The organism is Streptomyces sirii (assembly GCF_045690365.1).
GTDB classification, from domain to species: domain Bacteria; phylum Actinomycetota; class Actinomycetes; order Streptomycetales; family Streptomycetaceae; genus Streptomyces; species Streptomyces sirii.
Window position 1 is genome coordinate 369,321 of sequence record NZ_CP147982.1, and the last position, 14,879, is coordinate 384,199.

Consider the following 14,879-nt stretch of genomic DNA (forward strand, 5'->3'; position numbering starts at 1 on the left):
CGCACGCATCCGACGTATCCATGGCGACCGACCTGTCTGTGGCGCATGACGTACGCGAGACGACCCACACAGCCGAGGTGACCGACGTGCACGAGCCGATATGTGATCTGGTACCCGCAGCACTGCGCCGCTCCTGGGCGGCCGACGGCAGCTACCCCGACCTCGATCTGTACGCGCTCTTCCGCGCCCGCCGCTGCGCGGATCCGCACCGCACCGCCGTCATCGACCCGCAGGGAGCGATGAGTTACGCCCAGCTGGACCGCCAGGCGCGATGTCTGGCCGTCGGGCTCGCCGCGACCGGCGTACGGCCCGGCGACGTGGTCGGCGTCCAGGTGCCCGGCGGACGGCATGCCGTCATCGCCGACCTCGCCCTGGCGGCCCTCGGGGCGATCGCCCTACCGTTCCCGGTCGGCCGCGGCAGGTGTGAGGCGGCCTCCCTGCTCGGCCGCTCCGGCGCGGCCGCCGTCATCGCCGTGACCGAACACCGCGGCAATCACCACGCCGAGGACCTGCTCGCGCTGTCCGCCGAACTTCCCACGCTCCGCACGGTGATCGCCTCCGGCGCGGGGCATGCCCCGACCGGCTGCGTGTCCTTCGAGGAGCTGCTGACGTCCGACGATGCGGCCTTCACCCCCGCCCGCCCGGACCCTGACTCGGTCGCCCGCATCCTGGTCTCCTCCGGCTCCGAGGCCGAACCCAAGATGGTCGCCTACTCCCACAACGCCCTGGCCGGAGGCCGCGGCAACTTCATGGCGTCCCTGCTCGCCGACGGGCAGCCGCCGCGCAACCTCTTCCTCGTGCCCCTGGCCTCGGCGTTCGGCAGCAGTGGAACCGCCGTCACCCTGGCCCGCCACGGCGGCACCCTGGTGCTGCTCGACCGCTTCGACGCCGATGCCGCCCTCGACGCGATCGGCCGGCACCGCCCCACGCACCTCTTCGCCGTACCGACCATGGTCCGCATGCTCCTTGAGCACCTCGACCGGATGCCCGCCGACACCTCGTCGCTGACCGCCATGGTGCTGGGCGGCGCGCCCCTCGACCCGGGCACCGCGGCCGAGGCCCGGCGCGCCTTCGGCTGCGCGGTGGTGAACCTGTACGGGTCGGCCGACGGCGTCAACTGTCATACGGGGTGCGGAGAGGAGCCAAGGCCCAATGGCGGGCCCGGCATCGCGGTCGGGCATCCGGATCCGCGGGTGGCCGATATCCGGATCGCCGACCTGGACGCCCCGCGCGGCGACATCGTGGCGGCGCCGCCGGGTGTCGCGGGCGAGATCGTGGCCCGCGGCCCGATGACCCCGTTGTCGTACGTGGGCTCCCCCGAACTCGACGCCCGCTACCGCGCCCCCGGCGGCTGGGTCCGCACCGGAGACCTGGGGATGCTGGACGACGACGGCACGCTGCGCCTCGTGGGACGGCTGAAGGACATCGTCATCCGTGGCGGCGCCAACATCAGCCCCGGCGAGGTGGAGCAGCATCTCCTGACGCATCCTCAGGTGCGGGAGGCGGTGTGCGTCGGCGTTCCCGACCGGCTGATGGGCGAGCGGTTGGGCGCCTGCGTGGTGTCGAAACAGGGGCAGGAACTCACGCTGAAGGAGCTGTGCCGTCACCTGGACGAGCGCACCCTGGAGCGCCGCAAGCACCCGGAGGCGCTGCTCCTCCTTCAGGAGCTGCCATTGACCCCGGCGGGCAAGCCGGACCGGGCGGCGCTGCGTGCGGAGCTCGCCCGAGCAGGGGCACGGCACGTGGGGGCCGAAGAAGTCGTCGGCTGACCTGAACGGCCGTCAGGGAATATGAGAACAACGGACCATGGGGCCGTCAGCAGGATGAAGGGCCGCGGCGATTGTCGCCGCGGCCCTTCATCGCCTTTGTCGGGCCCGGCCGTCCGGGTCCGGCATCAGTGCTTGGCCAGGCCCTTCTCCACGGCGGTCGCCGCGTTGCGGTACACCGCCAGCAGATCCAGGTCCTTGCCGGGGAAGTTGGCGATCTCCACCTGCTCGGCGCCGGAGTCCGGCAGGACCGCGCCGGTGGACATGTGGGCGTTGTCCAGGACCAGCGACGGCTTCTTCGCCGACAGCTTGGACACCTGGCGGGGGGTCACCGCGTCGGGCCCGTATGTGCCGACCACGTCGGCACCCGCCAGCTTCGCGGCCCAGGTGGAGAACGCCTGGGCCACCACAGCCGGTCGGTGCCCGCCCGGCCACGCCTTCTTCACCTTGGCGGACAACTTGCCGTACTCGGTGTTGAAGGACTTCGTCCAGGCCGCGGCGGCCTTCTCGGTGCCGAACTTCTCTCCCAGCCGGGCCACTTCGGCGGTGGCCTTGTCGACGGTGTTGTCCAGGTTCACCGCGAGGAGTTCGGCATCCGAGCCCGCGGCCTCCTTGATCTTGCCCGCGAACGGCTCGAACGGCGCGTAGAGCACGAAGTCGGCGTCGGCGACCGCGGCGAGGTCCGAGGGTTTGGGCTCGTAGTCGGGGGCGTGCTGCACCGACGGCGGCACGATGACCTTCACGTCCTTCGCCCCGGCAGCACGGGCGAAGGCGGCCTCCCACGTCGTGGTGGCCACGACCACCGGACCACCCTCCTTCTTGTCGTGGGACCCGGCATGTGCGGAGTCGGTGCCGCCGCCCGAGCAGGCGGTGAGCAGGGACAGACCCGTCGTCAGTGCAAGGGCGGGGAGGAAGGGGAAGCGGGCGCGGACGCGTGCCATGAGCGGTCTCTCCGTTCGGGGACGAGATGAGCGGCCAGGGCGGTCGCCCCGGCCACGAGGACGAGAATCGGGCCCGGCGGCAGGTCCAGCGCCAGGGCCAGCAGGAAGCCGACGACATTGACGGCCAGGCCGATGCCGATCGCCCAGGCCACGATCGAGCCGAGGGAGCGGCCCAGGCGGCGGGCGGCCAGCGCGGGCAGCAGGGTGAGCGCGTCCACCAGCAGCGCGCCGGTGAGCCGGATGGCACCCGCCACCGCGATCGCGACGAGCACCAGCAGCACCAGGGTGAGCCGCTGCACCGGCACCCCGGCGCAGAGCGCCAACTCACGGTCGTGCAGCAGCAGCGCCACCTGGCGCCGCCGCCACCAGAACAGTCCGGGGACGACCACGGCGAGGGCGGCGAGGACGACCACGTCCCCGTCCCCCACCGAGAGGATCGAGCCCCACAGCAGCGCGAAGGCCCCGGCGGCATTGACCCCGGAGACCGCCAGCACGAGCAGCGCCGCGGCGATGGCGAGGCTCATCAGCAGCCCCATCGCCCCGGACAGCCCGTCAGGCGTACGGGCCAGGGGGCTGATTCCGGCTCCGGCCAGGGCACAGGCGACGATCGCGCAGGCGGCGGGGTCGAGCCCGGTCAGCAGTCCGATGGCGATGCCCAGCAGGGCGACGTGCATCATCGCGAAGCGGACCGGCATGATGTCCAGCCCGACGATCACCACGCCCACGACCGGCAGTCCGATAGCCGCCAACAGCAGGGCGAGGCCGGCGCGCTGCACCGGCATCAGGCTCAGCAGGTCGCCAAGCTGGGTGAGCGTGCTCATCGCGCCTCCCGGACCCGCCCGGCGGCCATCTCCAGGACCCGGTCGCACCGTTTCGCCAGCCCGCGGTCGTGCGTCACCACGACCAGGGTGACCGGCAGCCCCGTGAGCACCTCCGCCGCCTCCGCCTGCCCGTCGAAGTCCAGGGCAGCCGTGGGCTCGTCGGCCAGCAGCACCCCGGCCCCGGCCGCCACACAGCCGACCGCCCGCGCCAGATGCACCCGCTGGAGCTGACCGCCGGACAAGGTGTGCAGCGGCCGGTCGGTGAGCTCGCCGACACCCAGCCGCGCCGCCGCCTTCCCAGCCTCCGCCACATCCCCGCTGCTGGTCAGCAACTCCCCTACAAGCAAAGGGAATCGGCCCGCCGCCGGGCGCTGCGGAATCCATGCACAGGCCCGGCGCCGCCACGCCCACTCGGCCGCCGTTCTGGTAGGCCGACCGCCTACCGCGATGTGCCCGCCGACGTTGCGGTGCAGGCCCAGCACCGCGCGCAGCAGCGTGGTCTTGCCCGATCCGTTGGTCCCGGTGAGCGCCACCCGCTCGCCGGGCGTGATATCGAGATCCACCTCGCGCACCACCTCCTGCCGCCCATGACGGCAGGAGACCTCGGCCATGCGTATGCCGAGCCCCTCCATCGGACCCTCCTCCCGTAGTCACTGCCTGCCGCACGCCGGAGGCACGTACTCCGGCCAGGAGGTTGTCGGAAGCAGGGCGCCTCTAGTTCCCGGATTCCTGCACCATTCGATCCGCGAGTACCTTCCGAGCGCCCACGGCGACCCGCAGCATCCTGATCAGCTGCTCCCGGGACTCCGCACCACGAGGCACCAAACGCCGTGTCCCACCTCACTTCTCACCGTCGGAACCCGAGCCTCCACCAGTCCGACTCATGGAGTGCCAGGCGCTTCGGATGCCGGATGAACGAGCGGACGGTCCGACGCGTACCCCAAGCCGTACACATCGACCACGACCACACCAGGACAGGAACTCTCATGACTGAAAGCCGCTACGACGTCACCGGCATGAGCTGTGAGCACTGCGTCAGCAGCATCACCGAGGAGGTGTCCGAGGTGCCGGGCGTCTCCGAGGTCAGCGTCGACCTCTCGGCCGGCATCGTGACGGTGCGAGGAGTCTCCCTGGACGACGAGCAGGTGATCGCCGCCATCGCCGAGGCCGGCTATGGCGTCGGCGGTCTTGGCGTCGCCTGACCCGGGTTGCCGGGCAGCGCCTCCAGCCGGGGACTGCATCCCGGAGCGCCCCCCGGGCGCACGGCCCGCCGGGGCAACGCCCGTCAGCCGGTGCTCCGGTCGGCGGGGCGCAGGTCCGCCGACCACCGAGAAGCTGCTGCGGGAGGCCGTCCGGACAGCCCGCCGGTAACCCTCAGCCCAGCAGGCGGTCGAGCCCGGCGAGCTCCGCCTCCTCGAGCGGCGCCACGTCCAGTACCCCGAGGTTCTGCTCGAGTTGGGCGACGCTGCTGGCGCCGACGAGCACGGAGGTGACGCGTGCGTCGCGCAGCGCCCAGGCGAGCGCGAGCTGGGCGAGGGTGTTGCCGCGCTCAGCCGCGGCCTTGTCCAGCGCCCGGAGCAGCGCCAGCCGCTCCTCGGTGAGGGCGGCAGGCTTGAGGAAGTGCCCGATGGCCGCCCGGGATCCGGCGGGGATGCCGTTCAGATAGCGGTCGGTGAGCTGGCCCTGGGCGAGCGGCGAGAAGGCGATCACGCCGGCACCGGCCTCGGCGGACGCGGCGAGCAGCCCGCTGCGCTCGATACCGCGGTCGAGCATGCTGTAGCGGTCCTGGTTGACCAGCAGCGGCGTGCCGAGTTCGCGCAGCAGCGACGCGGCGCGCGTCATCTGATCCGGCGGATAGTTGGACAGCCCGGCGTAGAGCGCCTTGCCCTGACGCACCGCCGCGTCGAGGGCGCCGGCGGTCTCCTCCAGCGGCGTCTGCGGGTCGAATCGGTGCGAGTAGAAGACGTCGACGTAGTCGAGACCCATACGGCCCAGCGACTGGTCGAGGCTGGCCAGCAGGTACTTGCGGGAGCCCCACTCGCCGTACGGACCCGGCCACATGTCGTAGCCCGCCTTGGTGGCGATGAACAGCTCATCGCGCCACGGCCGGAAGTCCTGGGCGTAGATCCGGCCGAAGTTGGCTTCGGCGCCGGCGTAGGGCGGCCCGTAGTTGTTGGCCAGGTCGATGTGCGTGACGCCGAGGTCGAAGGCACGTCGCAGCACGGCTCGCTGGGTGTCCAGCGGGGTCGTGTCGCCGAAGTTGTGCCACAGGCCCAGCGACACCCTGGGCAGCAGCACACCACTGCGACCGCAGCGCTGGTACTGCATGGCGTCGTAGCGGCCTGCGGCGGCGCGGTACGGCTCGGGCTTCATGGTGCGGCCCTCCTGTCGGGGATGGGGGCGCGGTGCGTGGGCACGCCGATCGGCAGCACGCGGCGCTCGTCGGAAGGGACGTGCGGGAACGACTAGCATTTCGGGTTCAGTCATCAGGATGGGAGCATCTGTCAGTGCGTCAACTACGCCTCGGTGTCGCGATCTTGACGATGGGCAATCGCCCACGTGAACTCGGGGACCTGCTGGAGTCGGTCGCGGCTCAGCACACACCGGCTGCCCGTATCGTGGTCGTCGCGAACGGTGCGCCGCTCCCGCTCCTCCCCGACGGCGTCACGGGCGTGATACTGGCCGAGAACGAGGGTGTCGCGGGTGGCCGGAACGCGGCGCTGGCCCGGCTCCGGGAGTTCGGCGACGTGGACGTCGTGGTCGATCTGGACGACGACGGACTGCTGATCAGCAAGGATGACTTCTGCCGGGTGGCCGAGCTGTTCGAGCAGGACCGGCGCCTGGGCATCGTGAGTTTCCGTATCGCCGACGAGCGGGGCCGTACCCAGCGCCGCCATGTCCCTCGGCTGCGTGCCTCGGACCCCTTGCGCGGCGGCTACGTCACCACATTCCTCGGCGGCGGGCACGCGCTGTCCATGGCGATGCTGGACGAGATCGGCGGCTGGCCGGACGAGTTCTTCTACGCGCACGAGGAGACGGATCTGGCCTGGCGCGCCCTGGACGCGGGCTGGCGGGTTCTCTACGCGCCGGAGCTGGTGCTGCAGCATCCCTGGACGTCCCCGACGCGCCACGCCGTCTACCACAGGATGGTCGCGCGCAACCGGGTGTGGCTGGCCAAGCGTCATTTGCCCGCGGTTCTGGTACTGCTCTATCTGGGCGTGTGGACGGCCCTCACCGTTGCACGTACCCGGTCGCGGGCGGGGCTGCGCGCCTGGTTCGGGGGGTTCGCCGAGGGGGTGCGTATGCCCTGCGGCCGGAGGAAACCCATGCGTTGGCGCACGGTGTGGCGGATGACGCGGCTGGGCCGCCCTCCCGTCATCTGAGTGCCTCCGGTCAGTCCGGCATGAGCCGGATGCCCTCGTAGGCCAGCCACTGGGCGAAGCTGTGCAGGCCCCGGCCGAGGTCGGTCGCGGGCGACCAGCCGGGCAGGCGCGCGTCCGGGCGGAACTGCGCCCGGACGGGGGCGGTTGTCGCTGCACCGTCCGTCTCGACGGGGACGGGCCGGACGGCACGGCGCACGGCTTCCGCCAGGCCGGCAGCCGTACACGGCTCCGGGTCCGCCAGCGTGAGGACGTGCGCGGCAGGGGGCGCGCCCAGCACCAGTCCCAGGGCCTCGGTGAGGTCGTCCACATGGAGCGGATGAAGCGGGCGCTCCGGGTCCGCGCCGAGCACGACGGGGTGGCTGCGCAGCGCGTTCCACACCATGCGGCCGATCAGGGTGTGCCGCGAACACCCGGGCCCGTACAGGTCACCTGCGTACAGCGTGTACGTGACGGGGTACGGCAGCGGCCGGCCGTCGCCGTCCGTGCGCACGTGCAACGACAGCCGTGTCTCGCCGTCACCTTCCTCCTGGAGGTCCCGCAGGTCCGCCACGGCCGCGCAGCCGTCTGCGCCGGGTCCCCCGGGCTCCAGCACCGTGACAGCGTGTCCGCGGTCGGCGAGTCCTCGCACGATGTGCTCGCCCAGTGGTGTCGCCGCGCCCATCACCCCGACGCGGCGCGGCCGGGAAGGGGAGGCCCGGCGGTTCCTGCGCGGACGTGCGAGGTCCTCGGCCGCCTCCTGTCCCGCCTCGAGTCCCTCCCGGGCGGTACGGGCCAGCTCGGCCCTGCGCTCGTCGATCTGTTCCTCGGTCCGCGCATGGCTGATTCCGCCGGGGCCGACGGTCGCCAGGGCTTCGGCCACCACGGCGGGGTCGGGTGAGGTGGTTGCGCGGCCGGAGGTGCAGCGGAGGCCGTCGCGTCGCTCCACCAGTCCCGTGGCGAAGGCGGTGAGCCACGTTCCGCGGACACCGCCCCCGGCTTCCGCTGGAGCTGTACGTAGCCGGGCGGCCGGCACCCCGGCGCCCGCGAGGTACCGCTCGCAGTCCAGGTGGAGCCAGCGTTGCGGCCCGGGTCCGGTGACGCGGACCGCGCACTGCGCCACGCCCTGTTTGAAGAAGGGGACGACCGTCAGGCCGGTGAGGCGTGCGTCCTCGTGCCCAGCGGGATCCGACGGCAGGAAGCACACGGATCTGCGAGGCCCCCGGAAGGCGTTGCCGGAGATGCTGCCGCCGTCCTGGTGCTCGGCAAGGTTCGGCACCGACACATAGCGGGGCACGCCTTGTTCGCTCAGGTAGCGGTACATGAGGATGTCGTCCGGCCAGCCGCCCAGCCGGCTCCGGCCGTACGCCACGAAGCCTTCGGCGACCTGCCGCGGCAGGATGATCGACACACAGGGGAAGTACTCGTTGACGGCCCCCACCCAGCGCGCCCCTGCGAGGGCGCCGAACCGCACCGCTGCCCCGTTGCGCGAGTCCCAGAGCGCGAACAGGGCGAGTGCGGCGCCGGGCATCGCCTCGACGGCGTGTCGGGCCCGCTCGAAGAAGGAATCGGACAACACCATGTCGTCCTGGACGACCAGCTGATGGGTGGCTCCGTCCTCGATCGAGGACCAGGCGGCCAACGCCGTGCGCAGCACCGACGGCGTCCCCGTGGGGTCGGGGTCCATGACCACCCGCAGGGCGCCCGGGGGCGCACTGGAGGCCAGTCTCTCTGCGGCTTCGCGGCGCTTCGGGTGGGTCATCACGACACCGCTCAACCGACAATGCGTCACACGCCCTCCAGCTGACTCCGTGTCTCCTCGCGCCCGTGCCCTGGGCCGGATCCGGACAGTACGGGCGGCGCCCAGGGGCCGCAAGAGCGCCGAAAACGCGTTCTGGCCCCGGCCCGTGGCCCCCCGGATGCTGGCATGGCATTCCCGACTCCGCATCCGATGCCTGAGGGGGCACCATGCCCGCGTTATCAACGGGAACAGGGACAGGGGCAGGGGGAGGTACCGGGGAGACCGTGCTGTCGCGGCTGGGCAAACTCCTCAACGCACGGGTCCTGGTGACCGGCGGGGGCGGCCTGGTGGGCAGCCGGCTGGCGGCGCTGCTCCAGAGTGTGGGCGCCGAGGTCACCGTGCTCGACCGGATGGACGCCTATCCGGAGTCGGCGCATGAGCTGTTCGGCGTGGCCCGGTCCGGTGCGCGGCTGGTGGTCGGCGACGTATGCGACCCGGCCACGGTGGCCGGGTTGCTCCGAGGCGCCGACTTCGTGGTGCACGCCGCCGCCTACGCCGACGTGGCCGCCTGCACCCGGCGCCCCGACATCGCCTTCCGCTCGAATGTCTGTGGCACCCAGGTGGTGCTGGAGCAGATCGCTGCGTACCCGGTCCGCCGGCTGGTGCTGGTGTCGTCGGCAGCGGTGTACGGCGACGGCCTGCCCGGCGTCGAGGGGCCGCAGCGGTTCCACGAGGACCAGTGCCTGTTCCCGCTGTCGGTGTACGCGAACTCCAAGTTGTGGGCCGAGCACCAGACCCGACTGATGCTGGGCCCCTCGTCCCGTACGGAGTATGCGGTGGTGCGCTACTTCTCCGTCTACGGTGATCCGCAGATCCCCAAGCCGGGCAGCCACTCGTGGATGGTGCCCTGGCTCACCATCCAGGCCCGGCTGGGCCGGCCGATGCAGTTGAACGGTGGCGGGGTCCAGGTCCGGGACCTGGTCCATGTGGACGATGCCGCCGAGGCCACTGCCCTCGCCCTGGTCGAGGAGCAGATGGCCGAGCAGACCGTCAACGTGGGGACGGGCACCCCGACGTCGGTGCGCGAGGTGGCCGACCTCGTCGCGGCGCACTTCCCTGGCGCCCGCCGGGTGACCACCCCGCGGCCGGAGGGGGATCCCCTCGGGGGCTACGCCTGCGTCGAGCGCTCCTGGGAACTGCTGCGCTGGCAAGCGCGGATCGGAGTCGGCGAGGGCATCGGCCGGTACGTGCGCTGGCTGCTCGCCACGCCGCGGGCGGTGCCACGGTGGCTGGCCGAGGCGGACGCGTGACAGCCTGCTGTCACGCGTCCGGCGTCGTCGTACCCGGAACTCAGGAAGGCGGCTCGCAAGTGGGCTACATCGGGTCCTACATCTGGTCGTTGCGTCAGAAGGTGGGCAGCAGACTGCTGCTCGTCCCGGGCGCGCAGGTCCTGCTGCTCGACGCGGACGGGCGGGGGCTGTTCCAGCAGCGGGCCGATTCGGGGGTGTGGGAGCTGCCCGCCGGGGCCTGCGAGGAGGACGGCGACTTCGCCGACGCGGCCGTACGGGAGTTGGCGGAGGAGACGGGACTGCAGGTGGACCGGGCGGATCTGGTCGCCTTCGGGTCCCTGTCCGATCCGCGGGTGCACACGCTCACCTATCCGAACGGCGACGTAACCCACTGCTTCGCGCTGTGCTTCATGGCCCGGCGCTGGTCGGGCGAGCTCCGCCCGAGCCCGGACGAGGTGCGCCGGGTGGAGTTCCGAGCGCTGACGGATCCTCCGTCGCCGCTGCATCCGCCCACGGCGGTGGTGCTGTCGATGTACGAGGCGTTCCGTGACGGAGGGCGGTTCCAGGCCCGGTGAGCAACGTGGAGAGGGTACGAGCGGCGGTGCCCTGCCGGGCTTGTCTTTCCGGTGAGGATCTGGACTGGCTGGGTGGCCGGTCGGTGAGTCTGGCCCTGGACCTGATGACCACGGTGGAGATCGGGCCTCCGGGGCAACGGGCGCAGGGCGCTCAGAGCCCGGGCGGCGGCTGGCGGGAGGAGGTGTGGGCGTTCCTGCGCGAGCGGCTGCCCGGCCTGGCATCGCGGCCGCCGGCCGTGACCGTTCGTAGTGACGCGCCCGCCGCGAGCGGCCTGTCGTCGTCCACGGCGCTCATCGTGGCGCTGTTCCGGGCGTTCGCCGACGCCTGCGTCCCCGCCGGGCAGGCACTGGACCGCACCACCCTGACCCAGTGGGCATACGAGTTCGAGTTCGCGGTGTTCAACGGCGGCGGCATGGACCAGGTGGCCGTCGTCGAGGGCGGCGCGCTGCTGCTGGACGGCCGGACGCGCGGCCTTCCGGCCGTACGGGACCGGCTGGAGTTCCCCGGGGACTGGGCCGTGGTCGTCGTGGACTCCGGCGTCCGCAAGGACACCGGAAGCCACATCCGCGCCGTACGGGCGCAGCTCGCGGCCCGCGATCCGGCGCTGGCCGCCTACCGGGCCCGGGTGGACGAGGCGTCGGGGGCCGTGTGGGAGGCGCTGCACGGACACGACCACCAGGCGCTGGGCGCGGCGATGAGCAGCGCGCACGAGGCGATGCGCGACCTCCAGCGGATGTCGGTGCCGCTGCTGGAGGAGGTGCGGACCGTGGCGCTCCGCTTCGCCGGGCTGCCGCTGAAGCTGAGCGGCGCCGGCGGAGGCGGGGCGCTGGTCGGGGTGTGCCCGGTGGCCGAGGAACGGGAGACGGTGGACCGGCTGCGGCGGGCGCTGTGCGACGCGGTCCCCGGGGCCCGGGTCATCCCGGCCCGTGCGGCGCCGGGGGTCCGCCGGGAGGTCGCCGCCCCCCGTGCGCCGCAGGCTCGGGACCAGCGGGTGTCTCCTTAGATGAACGGGTCGTAGTCCTCTGCGAACGGGGACCTGCCCTCGCCGCGCGCGATCCGGTCCAGCTCCAGGTTGGAGCGGTGGCGCGCGCAGTGGAAGCGGCAGTCCCGGCTCGGGTCGATCATGCCGCGGTCGGAGTCCTGCCAGATCGTGGCGAGGTCGTCGGTGACCGCGTCGCCGATCTTCGCGAGCGGATTGCCCCGGTGGTAGGCGCAGACGTAGACACCGGACGGTGTGACGAGGGTGCGCAGTTCCGCGACCGGGCAGCGGTGGTACGCCTTCGGCTGGACCGGCCCGGCATGGCCGCGCAGCGAGGTCAGCGTAGAGGAGTTGATGAGCTGGAAGGTCTCGCTCTCCAGCCGCGCTGCCGCCTCGGCCAGCTGCCGGTCGACCGATGCGAGCACGCCCTGCGGGACCTGCACGATGTGGTGGTCGTCGTCGAACATGGCCTTGGTCTCGAAGTAGTCGCAGCCGATGTCGTGAGCGAGCTCGGCGGCGCGCAGTACCTCGTGGCTGTTGGTCACGGTGCGGCCGTCGGGTTCCTGACGGGACATCACCAGGAAGGAGTAGCCGAGGGCGCCGCGCTTGGCCTCGGCGAACAGCCGCATGTTCTCGATGACCTTGTCGAAGACGCTGCGGCCCTTGCGGTCCGGCCGGAAGAGGCCGTAGGTCTCGCGCGTTCCGGCGTCGACGGAGACCCGCACCCAGGAGGCGTACCGGGCCAGTTCGTCCAGGCTCTGCCGGATCATGGTGCCGTTGGTGACCACGCCGACGGCGAGGCCGGCCTCGCCGAGGATCCGTAACACCCCGCGGGTGCCGCGGTGGGCCAGGGGTTCGCCGCCGCCGATGAGGACCACGGCTCGCACGGACAGGGCGATCAGTTCCTCGGCCAGCGCCTCCAGCCGTTCGGGGGTGAAGCGGCCCTGGTTGAGCAGCTTTCCGCTGATGCACTCGGGGCAGGCCAGATCGCAGAAGGTCGTGGGGTCGAGATCCACCACCAGCGGGGCCCGGGAGGAGCCGCCGGAGGCGGCCTCCAGGACCCGGGGCCAGCCCGAGGGCTGGTACAGCTTGGAAACCAGGTCCAGGCGGTCTGTGGTCACGGTGCCATCTCCTCTGCTGTACGGGCGGTGTACGGCCGGCTCGTGGGAGGTGCGGCAATCACCTCTGCCTACCCCTGCCCGACCCGGGCCCTGCGCTGGGGCAGCGGAAGTTCGGCCTGAAGCCACCGGTCCGTGTCCCGTCCGGGCCGGATCGCCGGGACTGCTGCCAGCAGCGTTCCCCACCCGGGGACAGGCGGCCGGCGACCCGGCTTCCGCGAACTTTGACGTGATGGCTGCGGTGCGCGACCAGGGGACTCTTGACGGTGATGACCCGCTGCCGCAGCGTGGCACCTGCGCCTATCACGTCCCCTATCGGAGGGTGAGTACGTGACGACCAAGCAGTCAGCGACGGCCGCGGAGGACTCTGCGCGTCCGGTACGGGTCAACTCGTGGAACGGCTGGGATCCGCTGCGGCATGTCATCGTCGGCCGGGCCGAGGGCACCGTGGTGCAGGCGCCCGAGCCCGCGGTGAGCCGCGACTACCCCGATGACGGCTTCCCCCTGGGTACGTACGGGCCCATGCCGGCCGACATGGTGGCCGAGGCCGAGGAGCAGCTCGACAGCTTCGCGGCGCTGCTGGAGCACCGTGGCATCCGGGTGGACCGGCCGACACCCGTCGACTTCACCCAGCAGGTCTCCACGCCCGAATGGACACACGACTCGATGTTCGGCTGCATGCCGCCCCGGGATCTGCTGCTGACGGTCGGCAACGAGGTGCTGGAAGCGACCATGTCGTACCGCAGCCGCTGGTTCGAGTACCTCTGCTATCGGCCGGTCCTCCAGCGGCTCTTCGACGGCGACCCGCGCATGCGCTGGGAGGCGGCGCCCAAACCGAGGCTCACGGACGCCTCCTTCAACCCCGGGTTCTGGGACGTGTTCAACAAGCTGACGACCGAGGAGCAGCTCGCGCGGGTGCGCGACTACGACCTGGCACTCACCGAGGCCGAGCCGCTGTTCGACGCGGCCGATGTGGCGCGCTTCGGCAAGGACCTGTTCGTCCAGCTGTCGTTCGTGACCAACCGCAGCGGCTACAGATGGCTCAAGCGCCACTTCCCCGACCACCGGGTGCACTCGGTGACCTCCACCAACACCCATCCGCTGCACATCGACTCGACCTGGGTGCCGCTGCGTCCGGGCCTGGTGCTGCACTGCGGTGAACGCCTCGCCGACGCCGAGCTGATGGAGTTCTTCAAGCTCAACGACTGGGAGATCGTCGAGGCGGTCCAGCCGGCCAGCTGGAAGCATTCGCCGAAGCTCTCCTTCTGCAGCCCGTGGCTGGCGGCGAACATGCTCAACCTCGACGAGAACACGCTGTGCGTGGAGGAGAACGAGCTGCCGCTCGCCGATCAGCTGTCGGGCTACGGATTCGAGATCGTGCCGGTGCCGTTCCGCGCGGTGGGCCCGTTCGGCGGCGGCCTGCACTGCGCGACCGTGGACATCGAGCGGGAGGGCACACTGCAGGACTACTTCCCACGCAGGTACGGCCGATTCTGAGGTGACCGGCGAGGGGACGTGCGAGCCGGCCGGTATCCGGGGTGTGGTCTTCGACTTCTACGGCACGCTGGTGCGCATGATTCCGCCGTGGCCGCCCAGCCACAGCGCGATCTTCGCCCGCCGTGGACTCGCGGAACAGGGTGAGCGGTGGGGGGACCAGTGGTCGGTCGGGCCGCGCGACGGCGAGGAGCATACGGAGCACTCCGTCAGCGAGGCCGCCTACACAGCCTGGGAGCGGGGCCGTCTCCGGCGCCGGGCACACGCCTGCGGTGTGCCGGAGGACCAGCTGGACGGTCTGGTCGCCGAGCTGGACCGGGCGATGAAGGCCATCCACCTGGCGCTCTTCGACGATGTACCGGAGGCGCTGGCAGCGCTGCGCGACCGGGGGCTGCGGGTCGCCGTCTGCTCCAACTGGTTCTGGGATCTGGACCGGGCCGTGGAGCGGGTGGGCCTGGGCGGACTGGTCGACGTGGCGGTCAGCTCCGCCCGGGCGGGGGCGCGCAAGCCGCACCCCCTGCCCTACCGGACGGTGCTGGACCGCTGCGGTCTGCGGCCGGACGAGGTCCTGTTCGTCGGTGACGTCTGGGCGCCGGACGTGGTGGGTCCGCTGGCCGCGGGGATGCGGGCCGTGCATCTGTGGCGGCCGGACCGCGCGGTCACCGGTATCGCGCCGCCCCCTCCCCCGGGTGCCGCGCGGATCGCCGGGCTGCGGGAGCTCAGGGGGCTGCTGGGGTGTCGCGCCTTGGCAGGCGGGGACCAGCAGGGAAAATCAGGCAGCTGATCGGAGAGGGG

At 71.9% G+C, this 14,879-nt stretch carries 14 protein-coding genes; 8 read left to right on the top strand and 6 right to left on the bottom strand.

Going from position 1 to position 14,879, the window contains the following annotated elements:
* Positions 1–20: 20 nt before the first annotated feature.
* Positions 21–1,769 carry a class I adenylate-forming enzyme family protein gene (locus WAB15_RS01745; protein WP_407289139.1) on the top strand — a complete coding sequence of 583 codons (1,749 nt, stop codon included), beginning with the start codon at positions 21–23 and terminating at the stop codon, positions 1,767–1,769.
* A 125-nt stretch (positions 1,770–1,894) separates the two neighbouring features.
* On the opposite strand, the gene WAB15_RS01750 is transcribed toward WAB15_RS01745, so the two are convergent.
* From WAB15_RS01750 to WAB15_RS01760, 3 genes are read right to left on the bottom strand one after another with little or no spacing between them, the layout of a single operon-like run.
* Positions 1,895–2,707 carry a metal ABC transporter solute-binding protein, Zn/Mn family gene (locus WAB15_RS01750; protein WP_407285015.1) on the bottom strand — a complete coding sequence of 271 codons (813 nt, stop codon included), beginning with the start codon at positions 2,705–2,707 and terminating at the stop codon, positions 1,895–1,897.
* Positions 2,659–3,528, bottom strand: coding sequence for a metal ABC transporter permease (locus WAB15_RS01755; RefSeq protein ID WP_399150325.1), 870 nt, complete (start codon positions 3,526–3,528; stop codon positions 2,659–2,661). Before WAB15_RS01755 ends, WAB15_RS01750 begins: the two co-directional genes overlap by 49 nt.
* On the bottom strand, positions 3,525–4,160 hold the full coding sequence (locus WAB15_RS01760; RefSeq protein WP_407285016.1) for an ABC transporter ATP-binding protein: 636 nt from the start codon (positions 4,158–4,160) through the stop codon (positions 3,525–3,527). Before WAB15_RS01760 ends, WAB15_RS01755 begins: the two co-directional genes overlap by 4 nt.
* A 354-nt stretch (positions 4,161–4,514) precedes the next feature.
* Between WAB15_RS01760 and WAB15_RS01765 the strand changes: the two genes are divergently transcribed.
* Positions 4,515–4,730: a heavy-metal-associated domain-containing protein gene (locus WAB15_RS01765; protein WP_407285017.1), complete on the top strand. Its 216-nt coding sequence runs from the start codon at positions 4,515–4,517 to the stop codon at positions 4,728–4,730.
* A gap of 172 nt (positions 4,731–4,902) precedes the next feature.
* Here WAB15_RS01765 and WAB15_RS01770 read toward each other — a convergent pair whose 3' ends face one another.
* Positions 4,903–5,901, bottom strand: a complete 999-nt coding sequence (locus WAB15_RS01770; protein WP_407285018.1) for an aldo/keto reductase — start codon at positions 5,899–5,901, stop codon at positions 4,903–4,905.
* A gap of 134 nt (positions 5,902–6,035) precedes the next feature.
* Between WAB15_RS01770 and WAB15_RS01775 the strand changes: the two genes are divergently transcribed.
* The gene (locus tag WAB15_RS01775; protein ID WP_407285019.1) at positions 6,036–6,911 is read left to right on the top strand and encodes a glycosyltransferase family 2 protein; all 876 of its coding nucleotides are present in this window, start codon (positions 6,036–6,038) and stop codon (positions 6,909–6,911) included.
* Positions 6,912–6,921: 10 nt separating this feature from the next.
* Here the strand turns inward: WAB15_RS01775 and WAB15_RS01780 are convergent, their stop codons facing one another.
* Complete coding sequence (locus WAB15_RS01780) at positions 6,922–8,649, bottom strand: hypothetical protein (protein ID WP_407285020.1); 1,728 nt, start codon at positions 8,647–8,649, stop codon at positions 6,922–6,924.
* Between the two features lie 263 nt (positions 8,650–8,912).
* Here WAB15_RS01780 and WAB15_RS01785 point away from each other — a divergent pair, with 263 nt between their 5' ends.
* The 3 genes from WAB15_RS01785 (at position 8,913) to WAB15_RS01795 (ending at position 11,496) form a co-directional block, all read left to right on the top strand.
* On the top strand, positions 8,913–9,938 hold the full coding sequence (locus tag WAB15_RS01785; RefSeq protein WP_407285021.1) for an NAD-dependent epimerase/dehydratase family protein: 1,026 nt from the start codon (positions 8,913–8,915) through the stop codon (positions 9,936–9,938).
* Positions 9,939–9,997: 59 nt separating this feature from the next.
* Positions 9,998–10,492 (top strand): NUDIX domain-containing protein, encoded by a 495-nt coding sequence (locus WAB15_RS01790; protein ID WP_407285022.1) that lies wholly within the window; start codon positions 9,998–10,000, stop codon positions 10,490–10,492.
* Positions 10,493–10,575: 83 nt separating this feature from the next.
* Positions 10,576–11,496, top strand: a complete 921-nt coding sequence (locus tag WAB15_RS01795; protein ID WP_407285023.1) for a mevalonate kinase — start codon at positions 10,576–10,578, stop codon at positions 11,494–11,496.
* On the opposite strand, the gene WAB15_RS01800 is transcribed toward WAB15_RS01795, so the two are convergent.
* On the bottom strand, positions 11,493–12,593 hold the full coding sequence (locus WAB15_RS01800) for a radical SAM protein (protein ID WP_399150334.1): 1,101 nt from the start codon (positions 12,591–12,593) through the stop codon (positions 11,493–11,495). The two genes, WAB15_RS01795 and WAB15_RS01800, sit on opposite strands and share 4 nt — an antisense overlap.
* Before the next feature lie 327 nt (positions 12,594–12,920).
* On the opposite strand from WAB15_RS01800, the gene WAB15_RS01805 reads away from it, so the two are divergent.
* Both WAB15_RS01805 and WAB15_RS01810 read left to right on the top strand, forming a co-directional pair.
* Complete coding sequence (locus WAB15_RS01805) at positions 12,921–14,087, top strand: serine/threonine protein kinase (protein ID WP_407285024.1); 1,167 nt, start codon at positions 12,921–12,923, stop codon at positions 14,085–14,087.
* Between the two features lies 1 nt (position 14,088).
* Positions 14,089–14,868, top strand: coding sequence for an HAD family hydrolase (locus WAB15_RS01810; protein ID WP_407285025.1), 780 nt, complete (start codon positions 14,089–14,091; stop codon positions 14,866–14,868).
* Positions 14,869–14,879: the final 11 nt, after the last annotated feature.

Excerpts from the sequence above, each read along its gene's own strand:
- WAB15_RS01745 (WP_407289139.1), top strand. The coding sequence starts at position 21 with ATGGCGACCGACCTGTCTGTGGCGCATGACGTACGCGAGACGACCCAC.
- WAB15_RS01750 (WP_407285015.1), bottom strand. The coding sequence starts at position 2,707 with ATGGCACGCGTCCGCGCCCGCTTCCCCTTCCTCCCCGCCCTTGCACTG.
- WAB15_RS01755 (WP_399150325.1), bottom strand. The coding sequence starts at position 3,528 with ATGAGCACGCTCACCCAGCTTGGCGACCTGCTGAGCCTGATGCCGGTG.
- WAB15_RS01760 (WP_407285016.1), bottom strand. The coding sequence starts at position 4,160 with ATGGAGGGGCTCGGCATACGCATGGCCGAGGTCTCCTGCCGTCATGGG.
- WAB15_RS01765 (WP_407285017.1), top strand. The coding sequence starts at position 4,515 with ATGACTGAAAGCCGCTACGACGTCACCGGCATGAGCTGTGAGCACTGC.
- WAB15_RS01770 (WP_407285018.1), bottom strand. The coding sequence starts at position 5,901 with ATGAAGCCCGAGCCGTACCGCGCCGCCGCAGGCCGCTACGACGCCATG.
- WAB15_RS01780 (WP_407285020.1), bottom strand. The coding sequence starts at position 8,649 with ATGACCCACCCGAAGCGCCGCGAAGCCGCAGAGAGACTGGCCTCCAGT.